A 21584-nucleotide genomic window follows, 5' to 3' on the forward strand; every position below is an offset into this window, starting at 1 on the left:
TGGTGGGTTCGTTGCCATCACGGCAGCGGCCTAGCCGACTTACCCGCCGACGCCGAGGGACTTTTGAGCGCTACTGCCTCCCACGCTTCTCAGCAAGCCCAGTCTCTGAAAGCCTTGAACGATCTCGAGCGACAGCTCGAGACGTGTCTTCTTCGCGACGCCGCCGAGCAGCGTCGTCGCCTGTCGCGACTCGCGCGGCGGGCGAAAGAGGGCAAGCCGATCGACCGCTCGCTGGCGGAGATCGGCAAGCGTCTGAGTGCGTCGCGCCAGACGGTAGAGCGCCGTGCCCAGCAGCCGCTGACGCTCAACTACCCCGAATCGCTACCCGTCGCGGCCAAGCGCGAGACGCTGCTCGAAGCGCTCGGTGAGCATCAGGTCGTGGTCGTGGCCGGGGAGACGGGCTCCGGGAAGACGACCCAGCTGCCCAAGCTCTGCCTTGAGCTGGGGTTGGGCCGGCGTGGCATGATCGGTCATACCCAGCCGCGTCGGCTGGCGGCACGCTCGGTGGCGGCGCGGGTGGCCGAGGAACTCGAGGTGAATCTCGGCGAGCAGGTCGGCTATCAGGTTCGCTTCACCGACCAGACAGGCGATAACACGCTGGTCAAACTGATGACCGACGGCATCCTGCTGGCGGAAACCCAGCACGACCCGGACCTCATGCGCTACGAGGCGATCATCATCGACGAGGCCCACGAGCGCAGTCTCAACATCGACTTTCTCCTCGGCTATCTCAAACGGCTGACGTCACGCCGCCCCGATCTCAAGGTCATCATCACTTCGGCGACCATCGATGTAGAGCGCTTCTCCCAACACTTCGCCATCGAGAAGGATGGCGAGCGTCGGCCGGCACCGGTGGTCGAGGTCTCCGGCCGTGCCTATCCAGTAGAAGTGCGCTACCGGCCCTTGGTGCGCGAATCTCGCGAGGAGGAAGATCTCTCGCTGCAGGAAGGCATCGTCGCGGCGGTGGAGGAGATCGAGCAGATCGAGCGCGAGAACCGCTGGTACAGTGGCCCCCGCGACATTCTGGTGTTCCTGCCCGGCGAGCGGGAGATTCGCGAAACCGCGGACATACTGCGCCGGGCCGATCTCAAGAGTACCGAAATCCTGCCGCTCTATGCGCGGCTCTCCAACGCCGAGCAGAACCGGGTGTTCCAGTCCCACGCTGGCCGGCGGATCGTGCTGTCGACCAACGTCGCCGAGACCTCGCTGACGGTGCCGGGCATTCGCTACGTGATCGACCCGGGGCTGGTGCGCATGAGCCGCTACAGCTTTCGCGCCAAGGTTCAGCGGCTGCCGATCGAACCGGTGAGCCAGGCGAGTGCCGAGCAGCGCAAGGGGCGCTGCGGACGTGTCGCCGAAGGACTCTGCATTCGCCTCTACAGCGAGGACGATTTTCTCTCGCGTCCCGAATTCACTGAACCCGAGATTCAGCGAACCAATCTGGCTTCGGTCATTCTCTCGATGCTCTCGCTCAAGCTCGGCGACGTGCTCGACTTTCCCTTCGTCGATGCGCCGGACCCCCGCTTCGTGAAGGACGGCTACCGGCTGCTGTTCGAACTCGGTGCCGTGGACGCCGGTGAGCACATCAGCGAGACGGGGCGTCGTCTGGCACGGCTGCCGATCGACCCGAGGCTCGCCCGCATGGTACTGGCCGGCGAGCAGTTCGGCTGCGTGCGCGAAGCGCTGATCGTGGTCAGCGCGCTGTCGATCCAGGACCCGCGGGAGCGCCCGGCGGAGAAGCGCCAGGCCGCCGATCAGAAGCATCGCGAGTGGGACGACCCCAACTCCGACTTCGTCGCCTGGCTCAACCTCTGGCAGGGATTCGAAAACGCCCGCGAGGCCCACTCGAGCAGCCAGCTCAGACGCTGGTGCCGCGATCGCTATCTGAATTACCTGCGGCTGCGCGAATGGCACGACACCTACCGCCAGCTACGCAAGCTGTGTCAGGAGATGCAGCTCGAGTTCACCAGCGCCATGCGCGCCCCCGAGGACGAGGAGAGCCAGCCTCGGGTGGACGCCGAGCGTCTGCATCAGGCGCTGCTTTCCGGGCTGCTTTCCAACCTCGGGCAGCTGCAGCCGGAGAGCCGCGAGTTTCTCGGCGCACGCAATCGGCGCTTTCTGATTCACCCGTCATCGGGGCTCTCGAAGAAGCCGCCGAAGTGGGTAATGGCCGGCGAGCTGGTCGAGACCAGCCGCCTGTACGGTCGCGACTGCGCTCGCATCAAGCCCGAGTGGATCGAGCCGCAGGCCGAGCATCTGATCAAGAAGAGCTACAGCGACCCGCACTGGGAGCGCAAGCGGGCGCAGGTGGTCGCGCTCGAGCAGGTGACGCTGTTCGGGCTGCCGATCGTCACCGGCCGTCGGGTGGACTATTCGAAGGTCGCGCCGATCGAGTCCCGGGAGCTCTTCATTCGTCGGGCGCTGGTCGAGGGCGACTATCAGACGAAGGCCGACTTCTTCACTCACAATCAGGCGATGCTGGCGTCGGTCGAAGATCTTGAGGATCGGGCACGCAAGCGCGACATCCTGGTCGACGACGACACACTCTTCGCCTTCTACGACGAGCGACTGCCGGCGGAGATCACTGGTGGCAAGAGCTTCGAGAGGTGGCGCCACCAGATCGAGCTCGAGGAACCGAATCGGCTCAAGCTCGACCGCGAGACGCTGATGGCGCGTCAGGCGGACGACGTGAGTGTCGAGCAGTATCCGGACGAACTCGTCTTCAACGGCGTGCGCTATCCGCTGAGCTACCACTTCGCGCCGGGGGCGAGCGACGACGGCGTGACGCTGACGGTGCCGGCGGTCATGCTCGCACAGCTCTCGCCGGGGCGACTCTCCTGGCTGGTGCCGGGCCTGCTCAGAGAAAAATGCATCGCGCTGCTCAAGGCGCTGCCCAAACAGGTCCGCCGCCAGGTGGTGCCGATTCCCGACTGGGTGGATGCGGCGCTGGCGACACTGACGCCGGACGAGCGCTCGGTCGAAGAGGCGCTGGGCGAGTTTCTCCGGCGCAAGACCGGCATTCGACTCGAGGCGACCGACTGGCGCCTCGAGCAGCTGGAACCGCATCTGCACATGAACCTGCGCGTCGTCGATCACGAGGGCAAGCGCCTTGGCGAGGGGCGCGATCTCGATGCGCTGCGGGAGCGCTTCGTCGACGCCGCGGCCGCCGGCGCTCGCGCCATGGCCGAGGAGCAGACGACGAGTGCCCAGACGCTCGACGATCTGCCGGAGACGGCGCTGCCCGATTCCAGCACGACCACGCAGGCGGGCATTCAGGTCGAGGTCTTCCCGGCGCTGGTGTTCGACGACGACGATCTGCGCGTGGCCTGGTTCGATCACGCCGAGCGTGCCGCGATGGCGCATCGCGACGGCCTCGTGCGACTGGCGCGACGGCGTCTGGCCACCGTGGTGACGACCATCGAGCGAGAGCTGCCGCAGCTCAAGGCATGCACGCTGCTGTTCGCCAAGGTGGGGTCGCGGGATCAGCTTGCCCGCGACGTCATCGATACCTGTCTCGCGCAGACCGTTGCCGCCGATCCGATGCCGCGCTCACGCGAGGCGTTCGAGGCGCGCGTGTCGGCATGGCGCGGGGATCTGGTGCCTTACGCCGAGACGCTGCTGGAGACGCTGAAACCGGCACTGGAAGGTCATCTCGCTGTCACCAAGGCGTTGAAGGGCAACGTCGGCTTTGCGCTGGCGCTGACCTACGGCGATCTCAAGGCGCAGATGCAGCGACTGGTCCATCCCGGTTTCGTGCGCGAGGCGGGCGAATGGCTCGCGCAGTATCCACGCTACATGCAGGCCGCCGAGATTCGCCTCGAGAAAGCACCACGGGAGCTGCGTCGTGATCAGCTCGCGATGCAGCAGGTCCAGGCGTGGGAGGCGAGGCTCGATGCGCGGCGACAGGCGACGGAGCGCGATGGCATTCCGGAGCGGGCGCTGATCGAGTTCGGCTGGTGGCTGCAGGAGTGGCGCGTATCGCTGTTCGCCCAGCAGCTCGGCACGCTGGAAACGGTGTCGGAGAAGCGCCTCGCCAAACGCTGGCTGGAGATCACGGGGCAGAAGGTTTGAGCGAGTGGCTCGGGATTCATCGCGCATCCGCCCGGATTCGCGGTTCGTAAAGAACGTAAGGGCGGCGGTGGCCGCTTCAAGGAGTTGTTCATGACGCAGGCCGTCATCACCGGCACCGGTCTCTACACGCCGCCGGACGCCATCGACAACGCGGCGCTGGTCGCGAGTTTCAATACTTGGGTCGACGCCGAGAATGCGCGGCATACCGAGGCCATAGAGGCCGGCGAGCGCGAGGCGCTGGCGCACTCGAGTGAGGCGTTCATCGTCAAGGCTTCCGGCATCGAGAGTCGCTACGTGATGAATGCGGCGGGTATTCTCGACCCCGAGCGCATGCGGCCCTATCTCGCCGAGCGCGATAACGACGCGCCCTCGATCCAGGCCGAGATGGGGCAGGCGGCGGCCGAAGAGGCGCTGACGGCGGCGGGCATCGAGGCAAGCGGTATCGATCTGATCATCGTGGCGTGTTCGAACCTGCAGCGGCCCTATCCCGCCGTGGCGGTAGAGCTGCAGGCGCTGCTCGGGGCAGGCGGTTACGCCTTCGACATGAACGTTGCCTGCTCCAGCGCCACCTTCGCCATCGACATGGCGACCAACGCCATCCGCGCCGGCAGCCTGGAGCGCGTGCTGGTGGTCAGTCCCGAGATCTGCTCGGCGCACCTCAACTTCCGCGATCGTGACAGCCACTTCATCTTCGGTGATGCCTGCACGGCGGTGGTGCTCGAGGCCGATCATCTGGCGCGGGAGCGTGAACACTTCACGGTGTTGGGGGCGCGACTGACGACGCGGTTCTCGAACGCGATCCGCAACAATTTCGGTTTTCTCGATCGCCTGGCGGATACTGACCCGGGAGCCGTCGACAAGCTCTTCGTGCAGGAAGGGCGTAAAGTATTCAAGGAGGTCTGTCCGATGGTCGCCGAGCTGATCCTCGATCATCTGGAGAGCCAGTCGTTGACCGGCGAGTCGGTCACTCGGCTTTGGCTGCATCAGGCCAATCGACACATGAACGATCTCATCGCCAAACGCGTACTCGGCCGAGAGCCTTCGCAAGAGGAGGCGCCGGTGATCCTCGACCGCTTCGCCAATACCAGCTCGGCGGGCTCGATCATTGCGCTTCACCTCCACCGGCACGATCTCGCCGAAGGCGATATCGGGGTGGTGTGTTCGTTCGGCGCGGGCTACAGTGCGGGCAGTGTGATTCTGCGTAAAGGGAATGCGTGTTAATGAAATCGATCCATTGGCTGGGCGGCGCCTGCGTCGCGGCAGCGCTGAGCGGCTGCGCCTCGACGGGGCAGGACGCCAACCCGCAGGACCCGTGGGAAGGGTTCAACCGGGGTGTCTATCAGTTCAACGACACGCTCGATCGCTATGCCCTGAAGCCGGTGGCGCAGGGGTATGACGCCGTCACGCCCGAGCCGGTTCAGGATGGCGTGGGCAATTTCTTCTCGAACCTGGGCGAGATCCGCACCGCGTTCAACAGTGTCCTGCAGTGGGAGTGGGCCAACGCCGGCGTCTCGTCGGGCCGTTTCCTCATCAACTCGACGCTGGGGGTCGCCGGACTGCTCGATCCCGCTTCGCGCATGGGGCTGGAGGAGAACCACGAGGACTTCGGTCAGACGCTGGGGGTCTGGGGCATCGATTCCGGGCCCTATCTCGTACTCCCGATCCTCGGCCCGAGCACGGTGCGTGATGCCAGCGGCCTGCCAGTGGATGCGTACACTTACCCGGTGACCTACGTCGAGGACGATGCTTGGCGCTTCGGGCTCACCTTCCTGCGTTTCGTGGATCTTCGCGCCGACTTGCTCGACCAAGAGAACCTGATTCAGGGCGATCGCTACAGCTTCATTCGCGACGCCTATCTCCAGCGCCGGCAGTTCGAAGTCACCAATGGCGAAGTGGGCGAGGACCCGTTCGCCAACGATGACTTCGAGTACAGCGAAGACGATTTCGCCGAGTAGCCTCGTGCCCGATACCCTGCCGGAAGCGCCCGTGATCGGTGTGATCGATCTGGCGGGTAGCGAGCGCGAGGCGCTCGTCGGTGAAATCGCGCGTCTCGACGTGAGCGTACGTGTGGGTGAGTCGCTCGCGGCACTGGCGCCGGATTGCGATCTGGTCGTCGCCCACGTCCGTGCGGTGACGCACGAGGGGTGGGCGATGCTGACGGCCGGAGCGCCCACGATCGTCGTCAGCGAAAGTCTTCGCCACGACGATCTTCGCAAGGCGATGGACGCCGGCCTCCTCGACTATCTGGTCGAGCCGCTCAAGCACGCGGACATCCTGCGTCGATTGATACGACGGGCGCTCGACCTCGACCGGCTGGCCAAAGCGCACGAGCAGAGCCGGGCGGAGCTTCAGGCGCTCAACGCGCGCTTGGAGCACCATCTGGAAATCCTGCGTGACGACCAGCGTGCCGGTGGCCACGTGCAGCGCAAGCTGCTGCCTCGCCAGGGGGTGGAGCATCACGGCGTACGCTGCGATTACTGGCTGGCGCCGTCGCTCTATCTCTCGGGCGACTTCCTGGACTTCCAGCGCTGCGATTCGCGCTATTCGTTTTTCTACTTCGCGGACGTCGCCGGCCACGGCGCGTCATCGGCATTCGTGACGGTACTGCTTCGCTATCTTTGCAGTCGATGGCTATCGCAGTGGCAGACGCTACTACCGGAAGCCTTTCCGTCGCGCTGGCTGGGAGAGCTCAATCGCGAGTTGATCGCAACCGGCATCGGCAAGCACGCCACCGTCTTTGCAGGCGTGGTGGACCACGAGCAGCGGTTTCTGCATTATTCGCTCGGCGCTCAGCTGCCCATGCCGCTGCTTCAAAGTGACACCGAGACGGTCTACCTCGGTGGCAAGGGGCCTCCGGTGGGGTTGTTTCCGGATGTCGAATACCCCATCTTCGGCTGCGCGCTACCGGAGCGTTTCCGGCTCTGGCTCTGTTCTGACGGCGTACTGGAGTGTCTGCCGTCGACTTCACTGGACGCGCGTCTCAGGGAACTCGAGCATCGCGTATCACGTTGCACCCGCGTCGACGAGCTGAAAGACGGGCTTGCGCTGGGTGATCAACTGCCGGACGATCTCAGCATGATGACTTTGAGCGGTTTCGATCGTGGTTGAAGGGCGCATCAAGGCGGCTTTCGACTCGGGGGTGTTCGTACTCAAGCTGTGCGGCGACGTTCGTCTCACGCTCTGTGCAACGCTCGATGCCCAGGCGCTGCGCCTGGCCGAGCTACCGGGGCTGCGTGCCGTCATGGTCGATCTACGCGAGGCGACCAACGTCGACTCCACGGCGCTGGGTTTTCTCGCCAAAGTCGCGCTCGCCGTGCAGGGGCGTCTGGAGCAGCCACCGACGATCGTCGCCGAGCATCCTGACGTTCGACACATGCTCGACGTCATGGGTTTCGGGCGGTACTTCACCCTGGTCGAGGCACCGCTGACCGAACCCGAAGCCCTCTCGGAGCTGCCCCACGTCGAGACGGACGAGTCCGGGATTCAGCAGCGAATCCTCGAGGCGCATCGGATTCTGATGCGCATGAGCGATCACAACCGTCACGAATTCCAGCCGCTGGTCGAGTTGCTCGAGTCCCAGCCGACGGACCCGCCTTCCCACTGACTCGCGCCGCTTCATGGTCCTGTCGTCCCTTGCCGCATGAATCGGCGTCTTCGATCGACTTTCCGGTGGTCGTCGCCTGTCTCTAACGATCGTTGTCTATCTTGATGACGATCCGCTCTGCGTTTTCCGTTTTTTTCGATTTCATCCTAAGGAGGATGTGTGGCTTCTCTGACCGCACGGCGCCTGGCATTGCTCGTCGCCGTCAACACGGCGCTCGCACCGCTGGCCATCGACGCCTACCTGCCGGCCATCCCTGCGCTGGCGACGTCCATCCAGGCAAGCGTGCACCATACCGAACTCTCGCTGAGCATTTTTCTGCTCGGATTCGCGTTCGGGCAGCTGGTATGCGGCCCGCTTTCCGATCGCCTGGGGCGCAAGCCGGTGCTGATGACCGGGCTGGTCGTCTTTCTCATCGCGAGCCTGGCGCTGACCCAGGTCGGCTCGCTCGCCTCGCTGTGGAGCTGGCGTTTCATTCAGGCGCTGGGCGGCGGGGCCTGCGTGGTGAACTCGGCGGCTATCGTGCGTGATCGGTTCAGCGGCCGCGAGGCGGCCAGCGTCATGTCCACCATGGTGATGATCCTGATGATGGCGCCCCTGGTGGCGCCGGCGCTGGGAAGCGCGCTGCTGCATCTTGCGGGCTGGCGGCTGATCTTTTTGTTTCTCGCGCTCTATGCCGTGTTCGTGATTGCGCTACTCGGACGCTATCTACCTGAAACCCACGGCCGCGATCCCGAGGCGCCGTCGACGCGGCAGATACTCCGCAACTACGCAAGCGTGCTCAGGCATCGCGAAGCGATGGGGTACATCGGTGCCGTCTCGATGTCGTTTGCCGGCATGTTCGCGTTCATTACCGGCTCGCCGTACCTCTACATGGAGCACTACGGTCTCTCCTCGGCGCTCTATCCGTTCGTCTTCGGCGCCAATATTCTGATCATGGCGTCATCGAGCCGGCTCAACATTCGTCTGCTGAGAACGCGAACGCCTCAGCAGAATCTGCTGCTGGGGCTGGGTGTTCAGCTCACGGCGGGGCTGTTGCTCGTCGCGCTGGTGGCAACAGGGCTCGACACCATTTACACCGTAGCGCCGATGATGGTGGTGTTCGTCGGCATGCAGGGACTGATCAGCCCCAACGCCATGTCTTCGATGCTCGATCATTTCCCACGAATGAGCGCGACGGCGACCGCGCTGCAGGGCTGTCTGCAGTTCACCTGCGGGGCGATAGCGGGCGTTTTGGTCGGCGCTTTCGAGCTGGCGAGCGCTTGGCCGACGGTTCTGGTCATGCTCGCCGCGACGCTGCTGGGTAATCTGGCAGTGCGCGTGCTGTCCGGGCGAGCGATGAAACGGGCGATACTCGCGAGCGAGTGAGCGCCCAGCAGCGAGCGGCCCGGTGAGTCAACGCAGGTTGGATCGATCCGTCGATCGCGGGCGCCACCGCGAAACGGTCTACCGATACGGTAACGACGAAAGCGTTGTCTGTAGCAATTCAGTCATCTTCCCCGTGCAAAGTGTGTCGAGCGATAGACAACACTCGTAAGCAAGCGCGAAGGGGGACGTATGAATCGGATCATGAAGACCGCGGCAGTCGTTGGCATTCTGGGCGCATCGGTGGCTCAGGCGCAGGCTCAGCAGCAGCAAATGCGTATCGTTGGCTCTAGCACGGTCTATCCGTTTGCAACCTATGTCGTCGAGCAGTTCGGGGCGACGACCCAGCACCCGACGCCGGTACTCGAGTCGACCGGCTCCGGCGGTGGTATCAAGCTTTTCTGCGAAGGTGTCGGCGCCGAGACGCCCAGCATCACCAATGCTTCGCGTCGCATGAAGGCCGAGGAGTTCGAGCGGTGCCAGTCCAACGGGGTCGAGGAGATCACCGAGGCGACCATCGGCTACGACGGCATCGTTTTCGCCGAGAGCGGCGGCAACGAATCGCTCAACCTGAACCGTGAGCAGCTGTTCCTCGCGCTGGCAGCCCAGGTGCCGCAGGACGGTGAGCTGGTCGACAACCCCTACCAGAACTGGAGCGACATCGACGAGTCGCTGCCGGATCGCAAGATCGAAGTCTACGGCCCGCCGACCACTTCCGGTACCCGCGACGCCTTCGCCGAGCTGGTGATGGAAGCGGCTTCCGAAGAGATGGATGCCTACGACGGTAGCTACAGCGACATCCGCTCCGACGGCGCCTACATCGATGCCGGTGAAAACGACAACCTGATCGTGCAGCGTCTGCAGGAGAATACGGCAGCCTTCGGCATCTTCGGCTACTCCTTCCTCGAGGAGAACCCGGACATGCTGACCGCCGCGACCATCGAAGGCGAAGAGCCGACGCCGGACGCCATCAGCTCCGGCGACTACCCGGTCTCTCGCTCGCTGTTCTTCTACGTCAAGAATGCCCATCGTGACAGCGTCGACTCCCTCGATCCCTACGTCGATCTGTTCATGAGCGAGCAGATGATCGGTCCGGGTGGCTACCTCAGCAACATCGGTCTGATCGCACTGCCCGACGACATGCGTGAGAGCGAGCGCGAGCAGGTCACGAGCTTCACGCCGATCGAGATGTCGGACCTTCAGGAAGGTTGAGCCAGACCTCTTTCGAGGTGCTTTGGGAGGCCGCTCTTGCGGCCTCCTTTCTGTGTTCACAACCATCCGAGAAACACCATGTCTGACTACCTGTTTCCCGCTTTCATCGTGTTGATGGTCGGGCTGGGCGTCGCCGCTTTCTTCACGGGTCGCCAGCGTGCAGTGGGTGTCCGTGCCGAGGGCAAGACCATGCGTTCCCAGCCCAGTCAGTACGGCTGGTTCATGAGTCTGGCCAGTGTCGGCGCCGCCATTGCCGTCATTTCCCTTTGCTGGTTCGTGCTGGTGATCGTCGGTTCACCGGTGCCGCTCTATTCGCTCTATTTCGTGGGTCTGGCCGTGGCACTGCTCGGCATGGGTTACGGCCTGCGTTACGTGAACCCCGATTTCCACGCGCGCAACGCCATCGAGTGGGTGATTCGTTTCGCGCTGGCGGGGGCTGCGCTGATCTCGGTTCTCACCACGCTGGGTATCGTCGTCTCCGTAGTCAGCGAAGCGATTCGCTTTTTCAACATGTACAGTTTTTGGGATTTCATCACCGGTACCCGATGGAATCCCGGCGCCAGCTTTCTCGAGGCGGCGGGGCGTTCCTCCTCGGCCTCGAGCCGAGCGGAGTTCGGGTCGCTGCCGCTCTTCGCCGGCACGTTCATGATCGCCCTGATCGCCATGCTGGTCGCCATCCCCGTCGGGTTGGGTGCGGCTGTCTATATGGTGGAATTCGCGCCGTCGCGGGTCCGCAGGCTGGCCAAGCCGATGCTGGAGATCCTGGCGGGTATCCCCACCGTGGTGTACGGCTTTTTCGCCGCGATCACCGTTTCTCCGCTCGTCGTCGATATGGCCGGACTGTTCGGGCTCGAAGCCTCCTACACCAACGCGCTCTCGCCCGGACTGGTCATGGGCATCATGATCATTCCGTTCATCTCCTCGCTGTCGGACGACGTGATCAACTCGGTGCCCGACTCCCTGCGCCAGGGAGCGCTGGCGCTAGGCGTGACCAAGGGTGAGATGATCCGCAACGTCGTGCTACCGACGGCCGCGCCGGGGATCATATCGGCGTCGCTGCTGGGCGTTTCTCGCGCGCTGGGGGAGACCATGATCGTGGTCATGGCGGCGGGGATGAGTCCCAATCTCACCGGCAACCCGCTTGAAAACATGACGACGGTCACCGTCAGCATCGTCTCTTCGCTGACCGGCGACATCTCCTTCGGCAGCGCGCAAACGCTGTCGGCGTTTGCGCTCGGCCTGGTGCTTTTCGCAGTGACCCTGCTTCTCAACCTGGTGTCGGTACTGATGATCGGTCACTTTCGCCGTAAATATAGCCTGAGCGCGCTCTAACACTGATGAGGGTAGAGGAATGGCGGATTCCTTCGATGAGATTACAAAGCAGCTGCGCAAGCGCCACGGCAAGACGCGGCGCCTCAAGCTGATCTCCATGTCGGCTCTGATTCTCTCGGGGTTGTTCTTGGCGGTTTTCCTGGGCGATATGGTGCAGCGTGGCTGGTCGGCGTTCCTGCAGGGTCAGATACAGCTCGAGGTGACCTACACCGAAGAGACCCGCACCATGCCGCTGAACGCGATCGATGAGGATTACCGGCAGCTGGTCACTCAAGGGTTTTTCTGGAGCTTCCCTGGCAAGTTCGAGCAGGATCCCGAATTGACCGGTACCGTGCGCGACGAATGGGTGCCGGCCAGCTCGGATGTCGACCAGTACTTGAAAGGTCGTGGCAGGCTCTCTTCGCAGGAGCAGCAGGTCGTCGACCGACTGGTAGAGCAGGGCCAGGCGGAGCTGAGATTCAACAAGACCTTCTTCACCGGCGGCGGCTCGCGCAGTCCTGCAATGGCGGGTATCGGCGCCGCGGCGTTGGGAACGCTGCTGACCATCGCCGTGACCATGGCGATCAGCCTGCCGATCGGTGTCATGACGGCGATATACTTGGAGGAGTTCGCGCCGGACAACCGCTTCACGCGCATGATCGAGGTCAATATCAACAACCTCGCCGCCGTTCCGTCGATTCTATTCGGTCTTCTCGGCCTGGCGATATTCATCGGCTTCTTCGGCGTGCCTCGCTCCTCGCCACTGGTCGGCGGGTTGACCATTGCGCTGATGACGCTGCCGCTGATCATCATCTCGACCCGGGCGTCGCTACGCTCGGTCCCCGACGGCATCCGTCATGCCGCTTTCGGCGTGGGCTGCACTCGATGGCAGGTGGTCAGCGACCATGTGCTGCCGGTATCCCTCCCGGGCATCCTGACCGGTTCGATCATCGGTATGGCGCAGGCGATCGGGGAGACGGCGCCTCTGATTCTGGTGGGCATGATCGCCTTCATTCCCAACGCCGATTTCTCGCTGCTCAACTCGGCGACCGTGCTGCCAGCGCAGATTTACACCTGGGCGAGCCTGCCCGACCAGGCATTCCAGGAGAAAACGGCGGGTGGCATTCTGGTGCTGCTGACGATACTGATTCTGCTCAACGCTATTGCCGTACTGATGCGTAACCGTTTCGAGCGCCGCTGGTAGTGCATCAGCGTCACTGTCAATTCATGGGGAGGTAAGTATGACGCATCCGGATTCAGCTGCTCGGGATACAGCCGCCGCCGACGGCCAGACAGAGCAGCGCTCGAGAAGCCGCGAGTCGCGCCCGGCGAACGGCGAAGTCCAGCCGGCGGTCGATCATGGCGCAAGCGAGCCGCAAAGCGCCGGCGGTCGGCCCGAGCGGCAGGGTCAGTCCGGCGGCAAGCCGGTGTCGTTCAATAACGAAGTCGACCACGAACGACTGAGCATGACCGTCACCGACCTGGATCTCTGGTACGGCGACTACCAGGCGCTGAAATCGCTCGATATCGAGATCTATTCGAACACGGTAACCGCCCTGATCGGGCCGTCGGGCTGCGGCAAGTCGACCTTCTTGCGCTGCCTCAACCGAATGAACGATCTGATTCCCAGCGCGCGGATCGAGGGTCGTATCGAGATGGATGGGCGAAACGTCAACGCCAGAGAAATGGATGTGGTGGCGCTACGCCGCCGCGTGGGGATGGTGTTCCAGAATCCCAACCCGTTTCCCAAGACGATCTTCGAGAACGTCGCCTACGCGCCGCGCATGCACGACATCGTCAGTAGCCGTCGCGATCAGGAGGAGCTGGTCGAACAGGCGCTTCGCGATGCGGGTCTCTGGGATGAGGTCAAGGACAAGCTGGATCAACCCGGAACCTCGCTTTCCGGCGGTCAGCAACAGCGGCTCTGCATTGCGCGGGCCATCGCGCTTCGCCCCGACGTCATTCTGATGGACGAGCCGACATCCGCCCTCGACCCGATCTCGACGGCGATCATCGAGGACTTGATGGTTCGGTTGCGCAAGGACTTCACCATCGTCGTTGTCACTCACAACATGCAGCAGGCCGCCCGCGTCGCGGACTATACGGCCTTTTTTCATCTGGGGGAGATCATCGAATACAACGACACTGCAACTCTCTTCGAGACGCCAGCGACGACCAAGGCGGAGGATTACATCACCGGGCGGTATGGCTGACGGGCGAGGCAGGTGTTGCCCAAGCGCCGGTGCGAAAGCCGCTCGGCGCTTTGTCTTCTCGATTGACCGTTGGTGTCACGAAAGCGTCATATTACAGTTGTAAGTTACCTCTGTGTCAGTAAGCAGTCACCGCTACTCAATACTCGACGAACGCAGGTAACTCTATGCTCAAGCAGGTTCTCGCAACGCTCATTTCCGGCTCGCTCGTCGTCGCTGTCGGCGCGCAAGCTCAGGACACCATCACCGGTGCCGGTGCGACCTTCCCCTATCCGGTCTACTCCCAGTGGGCCGACGCCTATCAGGACGAAACCGGTACCGGCCTCAACTATCAGGCCATCGGCTCTGGCGGCGGTATCCAGCAGATCACGGCCAAGACCGTCACCTTCGGTGCCAGCGACGCGCCGATGACCAAAGAAGAGCTCGACGAAAACGGCCTGATGCAGTGGCCGATGGTGATGGGCGGCGTCGTGGCGGCGTTCCACATCGATGGCTTCGACGGTGAGTCGCTGAACCTCGACGGTGAGACGCTGGCCGATATCTACCTTGGCAACATCAGCAACTGGAACGACGAGGCAATCGCCGAACTGAATCCGGACGTCGAGCTGCCGGATGCGCGGATCACGCCGGTCTACCGCGCCGAGGGGTCGGGTACCAACTTCCTGTTCACCAACTATCTCTCCAAAGTGAGCCAGGATTTCGCCGATACCGTGGGTGAGGGCAAATCCGTTGCCTGGCCGGCAGGTGTGGGCGCCAAGGCGAACGCGGGTGTCGCCAGCCAGATCGGCAGCACCAACGGCGCTATCGGCTACGTCGAGTACGCCTACGCGGCGCAGAACGAACTGAGCCTGATCCATCTGGAGAACAGCGACGGCAACGTCGTCGAGCCGAGCATGGAGTCCTTCATGGCGGCGGCATCCAACGCCGAGTGGGACGACGCGCCGGGCATGTACCTGGTGCTGACCGATCAGCCGGGTGCGGATAGCTGGCCGATCACCGGCGCCTCTTTCATCCTGATGCACAAAGAAGCCCAGGATGCAGAAGCGTCTCGTCGGGCGCTCGAGTTCTTCGACTGGGCGTACGCCAACGGCAACGAGATGGCGCAGTCGCTCGACTACGTGCCGATGCCGGACAACGTCGCCGACATGGTCCGCGAGAGCTGGAGCGAAATCCAGGGCTCGAACGGCGACGCCGTCTGGCAGCAGTAATACCCCGAAGCAAGGCCGCGGCGGCGAGTGGGCGACCACTTCCGCCGCGGTGTCGTATCAAGTGCCGCCGCCATGGCGGCCGTGTCGCAAGCCCACGAGGAAACACCATGGCCACCACCAACACGGCTGAAAAGGGCAGTGGACTGGGGCATCTCAGCGAGGCGATGCAAAAGCGCCTGCGCCGCAAGGCGCAAATCGATGTTGGGTTCGAGCGAGTACTCTTCGGCTTCGCTTTTGCCGTACTGCTACTGCTCGGCGCGATCATCGCATCGCTGATCGTATCGAGCTGGCCGGCGCTGCAGCGCTATGGCGTGGACTTCTTCACCGAAAATCGCTGGGCCGCCAACGTCGAGGTGTTCGGCGCGTTACCGGCAATCTACGGCACGCTTCTGACGTCGATCATCGCGATCGTCATCGCCGTGCCTATCTCTTTCGGCATCGCCATCTTTCTGACCGAGCGATGCCCCGGATTTCTGCGTCAGCCCTTGAGTACGCTCATCGAGCTGCTGGCCGGTATTCCGTCGATCATTTACGGCATGTGGGGCATGGAAGTGCTCGCGCCGCTGCTGCGAACCTGGTTCCCCGATGTCTTCCCCGCCGGCACGGGTCTTGCGACCGCCGGCATCATTCTCGCGGTGATGATCATCCCCTTCATCACGGCAGTCAGTCGCGACGTCATCAATACCGTGCCATCGGTCATGCGCGAATCCGCCTACGGACTCGGCTGCACGACTTGGGAAGTGGCGAGGCAGGTGATTCTGCCGTCGGTCAAGGGCGGCCTGGTGGGTGGCGTCGTGCTGGGCCTCGGCCGCGCGCTCGGCGAGACGATGGCGGTCACCTTCGTCATCGGCAACAACCTGTTCCTGAACCCGACGCTGACCGGGCAGGGCACGTCGATCGCGGCACTGATCGCCAACCAGTTCTCGGAGTCGGACGGCACTCAGCGCTCGGCGCTGCTGGCGCTGGGCCTGATTCTGTTTCTGATCACCTTCGCCGTGCTGGCGTTCGCGCGCTATCTGCTGCGCAACAGCACCGGCCGTCACGCCTGATTGGGAGCGCCCAGGATGAATACCACAACGACCTCGCTCTACCGCCGGCGTAAACGGCTCAATCAGCTGGTCATGGCGGCCTGTCTCGTGGCGACCGGTATCGGCTTTCTGTTTCTTTTCGCCATTCTGTTCACGCTGGTGAGTAAAGGCGTGGGCTCCATCTCGCTGTCGATCTTCACCGAGCGGACCCGCATGACCGGGGGCGGCCTCGGCAACGCGATCTGGGGCACTCTGGTGATGACCTGCGTCGCCACGGTGATCGGGACGATCGTCGGCGTTGCCGCCGGAACCTGGCTTGCCGAGTACGGTGGCAAGCGCAAGATGGCGAAGGTCATCCGTTTCATCAACGACGTCCTCCTTTCGGCGCCATCGATCATCGTCGGTCTGTTCATCTATGCCGTGGTCGTGGTGCCCATGGGTAACTTCTCGGCGTGGGCCGGAGTGCTGTCGCTGACGGTCATCATCGTCCCGGTGGTCATCCGCTCCACCGAAGACATGATGCAGCTGATCCCCAACTCGCTACGGGAAGCCGCGGCGGCGCTGGGCGCCCACCGCTGGTGGATCATCGTGCGCGTCTGCTACAGCGGAGCGAGGGCGGGTATCATGACCGGGATTCTGCTGGGGTTCGCCCGCATCAGCGGTGAGACGGCGCCGCTGCTGTTCACGTCACTGAACTCCAACCAGTGGAATTTCTTTCAGCTCAACAACGAGATGGCAAACCTGCCGATGACGATCTATCAGAACATGACGATCAATTCGTTCATCCCCGATCTCGTATCGCTGGCCTGGGCCGGGGCGCTGATCCTCACCGCCGCTATCCTGATTCTCAATATCGCGGCGCGCTATTTCTCGCGCCAGCGCTCCTGATCTTTCGTTACGAGGCCGCCATGAACGCCGATCTCAAACTCAAAACCGAGCAGGCCGCGCCGTCGACCTCGGCCGCTTCGGAAACCGCCGCGACCAAGCTCAAGGTCGAAAACCTAAGTCTCAACTACGGCAAGTTCCAGGCGCTGAACGATATCTCGATGGAGATACCGGAGCATCAGGTCACGGCCTTCATCGGGCCGTCCGGCTGTGGCAAGTCGACACTGATTCGCTGTTTCAACCGCATCCACGATCTCTACGAAGGCATCAGCACGCGGGGCAAGATTCTGCTCGACCAGCGGGATATCTACGATGCCAAGGTCGATCTCAACCTGCTGCGCTCGCGGGTGGGCATGGTCTTCCAGAAGCCGACGCCGTTTCCGATGACGGTCTTCGACAACGTGGCATTCGGCATTCGACTCTACGAGAAGCTCTCGTCCCGCGAGCTCGAGGAGCGGGTCGAGTGGGCGCTACGCCAGGCTGCGCTGTGGGAAGAGGTCAAGGACAAGCTCAAGCACAGCGGTCAGGCGCTTTCTGGCGGTCAGCAGCAGCGCTTGTGCATCGCGCGTACGATCGCGGTGAAGCCGGAAGTGATTCTGCTCGACGAGCCGACCTCGGCGCTCGATCCGATCTCGACGGGCTACATCGAGGATCTGATCAATGAGTTGAAGAAGAACTACACCATCGTGATCGTGACCCACAACATGCAGCAGGCCGCGCGAATTTCGGATATCACGGCCTTCATGTATCTGGGAAGCCTGATCGAGTGTGACAACACCACCAAGATCTTTACGCAGCCCAAAGAGCCTCGCACGGAGGACTACATCACCGGGCGCTACGGCTGACCGATAAGCCTGCCAACCGACCACCGTCGCTTGCAGGCCGCGTGCGGAACTGTCCGACCCGCGCTCTGCAGGATCGGCCAGTAGGCGTCGACGTTCACGACGCCTTGCAGTCGCGCTGACGACGATGGGGGCATGCCCGTGTGATTCGACGTCGCCGACAGAGGATCGTGTTAAAGTCGGCCGCTCGATGACGCGTCACAAGGATGGACGATCTCATGGCCCCCGGGCAGGAAAACGCTTTTCGTAACGTTCCGTTCAACCTGATGCTGACGTTGGCATCGCTGACGGTCATCATCGCAGGCATTCGTGCCGCCGAAGGCATCATCATTCCGTTGCTGCTGTCGGTATTCGTGGCGGTGATCTGCGCATCCCCGGTGCACTGGCTCTATCGCCGGGGAATGAACTCTTACGCAGCGGTTCTCATCACACTGCTGGTTCTAGGCAGTTTGTTGGCACTGTTCGGCACACTCCTGGGCAACAGCTTCGCCATGTTCATGGAGAACTGGCCGGAGATGCAGCGGCAGCTGGAAGGACATTACCTGTCGCTGCTTCAGTGGTTCGCCAATCAGGGACTTTCCGTCTCGCCACAGGAGCTCTCCGACATGATGGATGGCTCGTCGGACGAGCCGGGCTGGGCGGCGACGTTCATCAGCGGACTTGGCGTGGTGCTGTCGCAGAGCCTGGTGATTCTGCTGCTGGTCAATTTCATGCTGTTCGAGACGCTCGATTTTCGCCAGAAGGTGGCAAGGGCGCTCAGCAACCCCGGCCCGAGTCTCGAGCGTTTCACCGAGTTCAGCTACAACCTCAAGCGCTACATGGCGGTAAAAACGGTAATCAGCCTGATTACCGGAGTGCTCGTGACGCTGTCGGCCTGGCTGGTCGGGGTGGAGTTTGCGCTCATGTGGGGCGCACTCGCCTTTATCATGAACTACATACCCAACATCGGTTCGTTTCTCGCCGCGATTCCGCCCGTGCTGCTGACGCTTGCGATGCCGGACGGCGGCATGGTGCAGGCATTGAGTCTTGCCGGCTGCTATCTAGCGATCAATTTCGTACTGGGGAACCTGGTCGAACCGCGAATCATGGGCAAGGCGATGGGCCTGTCGACGCTGGTCGCGTTTCTATCGCTGGTGGTATGGGGGTGGATGCTCGGTCCGGTGGGAATGCTGCTGTCAGTACCCTTGACCATGACCTTGAAGATCGCACTCGACAGTCACCCCGAGACGCGCTGGATTGCCAAGATGCTGGGGCCTTCCGAGCGGCGTCGTATGCGACAGCGCCGGGCGCGTGAGGCGCTCGATGAGCTCGAAGAGGAACTGGATTGAAACCGGCGTCTCGGTATCGATAATGAGACGTGGGACGCCGTCGATGATGACGGATTCTCTTCACGAAAAAGCCGTGCACTGGGCACGGCTTTTTTGTGGCTAGGCGAAAGTGAAGATCAGCCGTTTTGTTCGATGAACTGGGTCAGCTGGGATTTGGACTGGGCGCCCACCAGCGAGGCGACTTTCGCGCCGGACTTGAACAGCATGACGGTGGGAACACCCCGCACGCCGTGCTCGGAGGCGATCTCGGGGGCATCGTCGACGTTGACGCTGACGACCTTGATATCATCGCCTTTCTCGCTTGCCACTTCGTCGACCACCGGTGCCATCATCTTGCACGGACCGCACCAGGGGGCCCAGAACTTGAGCAGAACCGGCTTGTCGGACTTGAGCACTTCCTGCTCGAAATTGGCGTTGGTGACATCGACATTGTGAGACATGAAATTGACTCCTTGATACGTTGCGCTCTGTGAGCCTATGCGGCGATGTTAGCCCTTGCCAACGGCAGTAGCAAACCGAGGAAACAATCGTAACGATAGCGCCCGGTTATTAAAGACACGATTCTAATTCCTCATGTAGACGATCGCGCGGCTTCCCGAGGCTCGGCTTATTGCGTAAAGTAATGGCAAATTGATTCTTTATACCCATTTCATGGGTCGCGGTCAGGGGGTGTCAATGAAGCTGCAACAGCTGCGCTACGTGTGGGAAGTCACTCGTCATCAACTCAATGTCTCGGCAACCGCGCAGAGTCTTTTCACCTCACAGCCGGGTATCTCCAAGCAGATACGACTGCTCGAGGACGAGCTGGGCGTCGAGATATTCGCGCGCAGCGGCAAGCACCTCACGCGAGTCACGCCGGCAGGCGAGGCGATCGTCGAACTGGCGGGAAAAGTGCTACGCACGGTGGATGACATCAAGCACGTGGCGCAGGAGCACAGCGACGAGCGTCGTGGCAGCCTGGCCATCGCGACGACGCATACCCAGGCCCGCTACGTACTGCCCGGCGTGATCGGCGAGTTTCGCCAGAAATATCCTGACGTGGCGCTGCACATGCAGCAGGGCACGCCGAAGCAGATCGCGCAGATGGTCAGTGAAGGCACGGCGGACTTCGCGATCTGCACCGAATCTCTCGAGCTCTTCAACGATCTCGTGCTGTTACCCTGCTACCGCTGGAACCGTTGCGTGCTGGTGCCCAAGGGGCATCCGCTGGCCACGGGCGAGCTCACGCTGGAGCGCGTGGCGGAGCACCCGCTGGTCACTTACGTCTTCGGTTTCACCGGGCGCTCGCAGCTCGACGACGCTTTCAAATCCCGAGAGCTGACACCCAACGTCGTGCTGACCGCGGCGGATTCCGATGTGATCAAGACGTATGTCCGGCTGGGTCTGGGAATCGGCATCGTCGCGCACATGGCGATCGATCCGGTGGCCGATAGCGACCTGGTGGCGATCGATGCATCACATCTGTTTGCCAGTTCCACGACCAAGATCGGCATTCGTCGCGGCACCTTCATGCGCACCTACATGTTCGACTTCGTTCGGCGTCTGGCCGGGCATCTCGACCGCGATACCGTCGAAGCGGCGCTGGCAGCCGGGCCGCGCCACGAGGCGGATCTTTTCAAGGACGTCGAGCTGCCGGTCCTTTAAGCGACGACCGTTCGCCGTCCCTGACAACGACAACGCCCCGTGACGTCGAGAGACGGCACGGGGCGTTCTGGGTGATGCGTGAGAGGTTCAGTGCTGCAGATGCAGGCCGCATTCGCGCTTCTCTTCCACCTTGGTGGGATCGAAGTAGTCGAAGTTGTTGGGCAGATCGTGCGTCTGTAGGTACTGATACATCTGTTTGGCGCTCCAGTGCAGGACCGGCGCCACCTTGAGCAGGCCGTCGGCGTTGAGGCCCAGCGGCTGCATGCGCGCGCGCTCTGCCGTGTCCTCCGCACGCAGGGCGGTGAACCAGACCCCGGGGTTCTGCTCGGCGAGTGCGCGCCGGAACGGCTCGAGCTTCACCTCTTCGGTAAAAGCCGCATGCCGCGGATCGTCGATGGTCGGTGTGGCACCTTCGACGGCCTCGCGGTGAGCACGGGAGCGTACCGGATGATAGATCGTGAGATTCAGGTCGAGACGCTTGTGCAATTCATCGGCGAAACGATAGGTCGCCGGCGTGTTGTAGCCGCTGTCCATCCAGACGACCGAAATATCCGGACGTACGCGCGTGACCAGGTGCAGGATGACAGCTTCGAAGGGGCGAAAGTTGGTCGTGCAGATCGCTTTGCGATCCAGACCCAAGGCGAACTCGGTCAGTGCCAGTGGATCGTTGCCGATGTCGCGGTTGAGCGAATCGATATCGAGCGTCATGAGTCTCTCCGAACGGTAGACAGCCTTCGATCCCAGGTGGGTCGCGAGGCGAATGAGCGAACTCTAGCAATCCTGCTTTCTCGCCGGCCAATACCGTTTGGTTAGAAAGTTATATAGCTGAACGGTCTAACGATTCCGATAATGCATACTTATCGTTATCGATCCTGTCAT

Annotated in this window: 18 protein-coding genes; 16 read left to right on the forward strand and 2 right to left on the reverse strand. The window is 62.6% G+C overall.

Features of this window, described 5'->3' with window-relative positions:
- Positions 1-63: 63 nt before the first annotated feature.
- From hrpA to DOM33_RS10215, 15 genes are all read left to right on the forward strand, one after another.
- Complete coding sequence (gene hrpA / locus DOM33_RS10145; RefSeq protein ID WP_110668546.1) at positions 64-4071, forward strand: ATP-dependent RNA helicase HrpA; 4008 nt, start codon at positions 64-66, stop codon at positions 4069-4071.
- Between the two features lie 90 nt (positions 4072-4161).
- Entirely contained in the window at positions 4162-5292 is a 1131-nt protein-coding gene (locus tag DOM33_RS10150) for a beta-ketoacyl-ACP synthase III (RefSeq protein ID WP_110668548.1), read from the forward strand.
- The gene (locus DOM33_RS10155; protein WP_110668550.1) at positions 5292-6026 is read left to right on the forward strand and encodes an MlaA family lipoprotein; all 735 of its coding nucleotides are present in this window, start codon (positions 5292-5294) and stop codon (positions 6024-6026) included. The genes DOM33_RS10150 and DOM33_RS10155 overlap by 1 nt, the downstream gene beginning before the upstream one ends.
- 4 nt (positions 6027-6030) lie before the next feature.
- Positions 6031-7179, forward strand: a complete 1149-nt coding sequence (locus DOM33_RS10160; RefSeq protein ID WP_239495317.1) for a PP2C family protein-serine/threonine phosphatase — start codon at positions 6031-6033, stop codon at positions 7177-7179.
- Positions 7172-7675 (forward strand): STAS domain-containing protein, encoded by a 504-nt coding sequence (locus DOM33_RS10165; RefSeq protein WP_110668556.1) that lies wholly within the window; start codon positions 7172-7174, stop codon positions 7673-7675. The genes DOM33_RS10160 and DOM33_RS10165 overlap by 8 nt, the downstream gene beginning before the upstream one ends.
- Positions 7676-7834: 159 nt before the next feature.
- Positions 7835-9040 carry a Bcr/CflA family multidrug efflux MFS transporter gene (locus tag DOM33_RS10170; protein ID WP_110668558.1) on the forward strand — a complete coding sequence of 402 codons (1206 nt, stop codon included), beginning with the start codon at positions 7835-7837 and terminating at the stop codon, positions 9038-9040.
- A 189-nt stretch (positions 9041-9229) separates the two neighbouring features.
- Positions 9230-10249, forward strand: coding sequence for a substrate-binding domain-containing protein (locus DOM33_RS10175; protein WP_110668560.1), 1020 nt, complete (start codon positions 9230-9232; stop codon positions 10247-10249).
- A gap of 78 nt (positions 10250-10327) precedes the next feature.
- On the forward strand, positions 10328-11581 hold the full coding sequence (pstC, locus tag DOM33_RS10180; RefSeq protein WP_110668562.1) for a phosphate ABC transporter permease subunit PstC: 1254 nt from the start codon (positions 10328-10330) through the stop codon (positions 11579-11581).
- A 19-nt stretch (positions 11582-11600) separates the two neighbouring features.
- Complete coding sequence (gene pstA, locus DOM33_RS10185) at positions 11601-12764, forward strand: phosphate ABC transporter permease PstA (protein WP_110668565.1); 1164 nt, start codon at positions 11601-11603, stop codon at positions 12762-12764.
- Positions 12765-13026: 262 nt separating this feature from the next.
- Positions 13027-13773, forward strand: coding sequence for a phosphate ABC transporter ATP-binding protein PstB (pstB, locus tag DOM33_RS10190; protein WP_239495331.1), 747 nt, complete (start codon positions 13027-13029; stop codon positions 13771-13773).
- A gap of 164 nt (positions 13774-13937) precedes the next feature.
- A complete protein-coding gene (gene pstS / locus DOM33_RS10195; RefSeq protein WP_110668569.1) occupies positions 13938-14978 on the forward strand; it encodes a phosphate ABC transporter substrate-binding protein PstS in 1041 nt (346 codons plus the stop codon).
- A 107-nt stretch (positions 14979-15085) separates the two neighbouring features.
- The gene (gene pstC, locus DOM33_RS10200; RefSeq protein ID WP_110668571.1) at positions 15086-16027 is read left to right on the forward strand and encodes a phosphate ABC transporter permease subunit PstC; all 942 of its coding nucleotides are present in this window, start codon (positions 15086-15088) and stop codon (positions 16025-16027) included.
- 15 nt (positions 16028-16042) lie between these two features.
- Complete coding sequence (pstA, locus tag DOM33_RS10205) at positions 16043-16894, forward strand: phosphate ABC transporter permease PstA (RefSeq protein WP_110668573.1); 852 nt, start codon at positions 16043-16045, stop codon at positions 16892-16894.
- Positions 16895-16914: 20 nt separating this feature from the next.
- Positions 16915-17736: a phosphate ABC transporter ATP-binding protein PstB gene (gene pstB, locus DOM33_RS10210; RefSeq protein ID WP_110668575.1), complete on the forward strand. Its 822-nt coding sequence runs from the start codon at positions 16915-16917 to the stop codon at positions 17734-17736.
- 203 nt (positions 17737-17939) lie between these two features.
- Complete coding sequence (locus DOM33_RS10215; RefSeq protein ID WP_239495318.1) at positions 17940-19061, forward strand: AI-2E family transporter; 1122 nt, start codon at positions 17940-17942, stop codon at positions 19059-19061.
- A 116-nt stretch (positions 19062-19177) separates the two neighbouring features.
- Here the strand turns inward: DOM33_RS10215 and trxA are convergent, their stop codons facing one another.
- A complete protein-coding gene (trxA, locus tag DOM33_RS10220) occupies positions 19178-19501 on the reverse strand; it encodes a thioredoxin (RefSeq protein ID WP_110668577.1) in 324 nt (107 codons plus the stop codon).
- A gap of 235 nt (positions 19502-19736) precedes the next feature.
- On the opposite strand from trxA, the gene cysB reads away from it, so the two are divergent.
- A complete protein-coding gene (gene cysB / locus DOM33_RS10225) occupies positions 19737-20705 on the forward strand; it encodes an HTH-type transcriptional regulator CysB (RefSeq protein WP_110668579.1) in 969 nt (322 codons plus the stop codon).
- An 87-nt stretch (positions 20706-20792) separates the two neighbouring features.
- On the opposite strand, the gene DOM33_RS10230 is transcribed toward cysB, so the two are convergent.
- A complete protein-coding gene (locus DOM33_RS10230) occupies positions 20793-21413 on the reverse strand; it encodes a phosphoadenosine phosphosulfate reductase domain-containing protein (protein ID WP_110668581.1) in 621 nt (206 codons plus the stop codon).
- Positions 21414-21584 lie beyond the last annotated feature (171 nt).

Origin of the sequence: Salinicola halophilus (assembly GCF_003206155.1) — a bacterium.
Classification (GTDB): Bacteria; Pseudomonadota; Gammaproteobacteria; order Pseudomonadales; family Halomonadaceae; genus Salinicola; species Salinicola halophilus.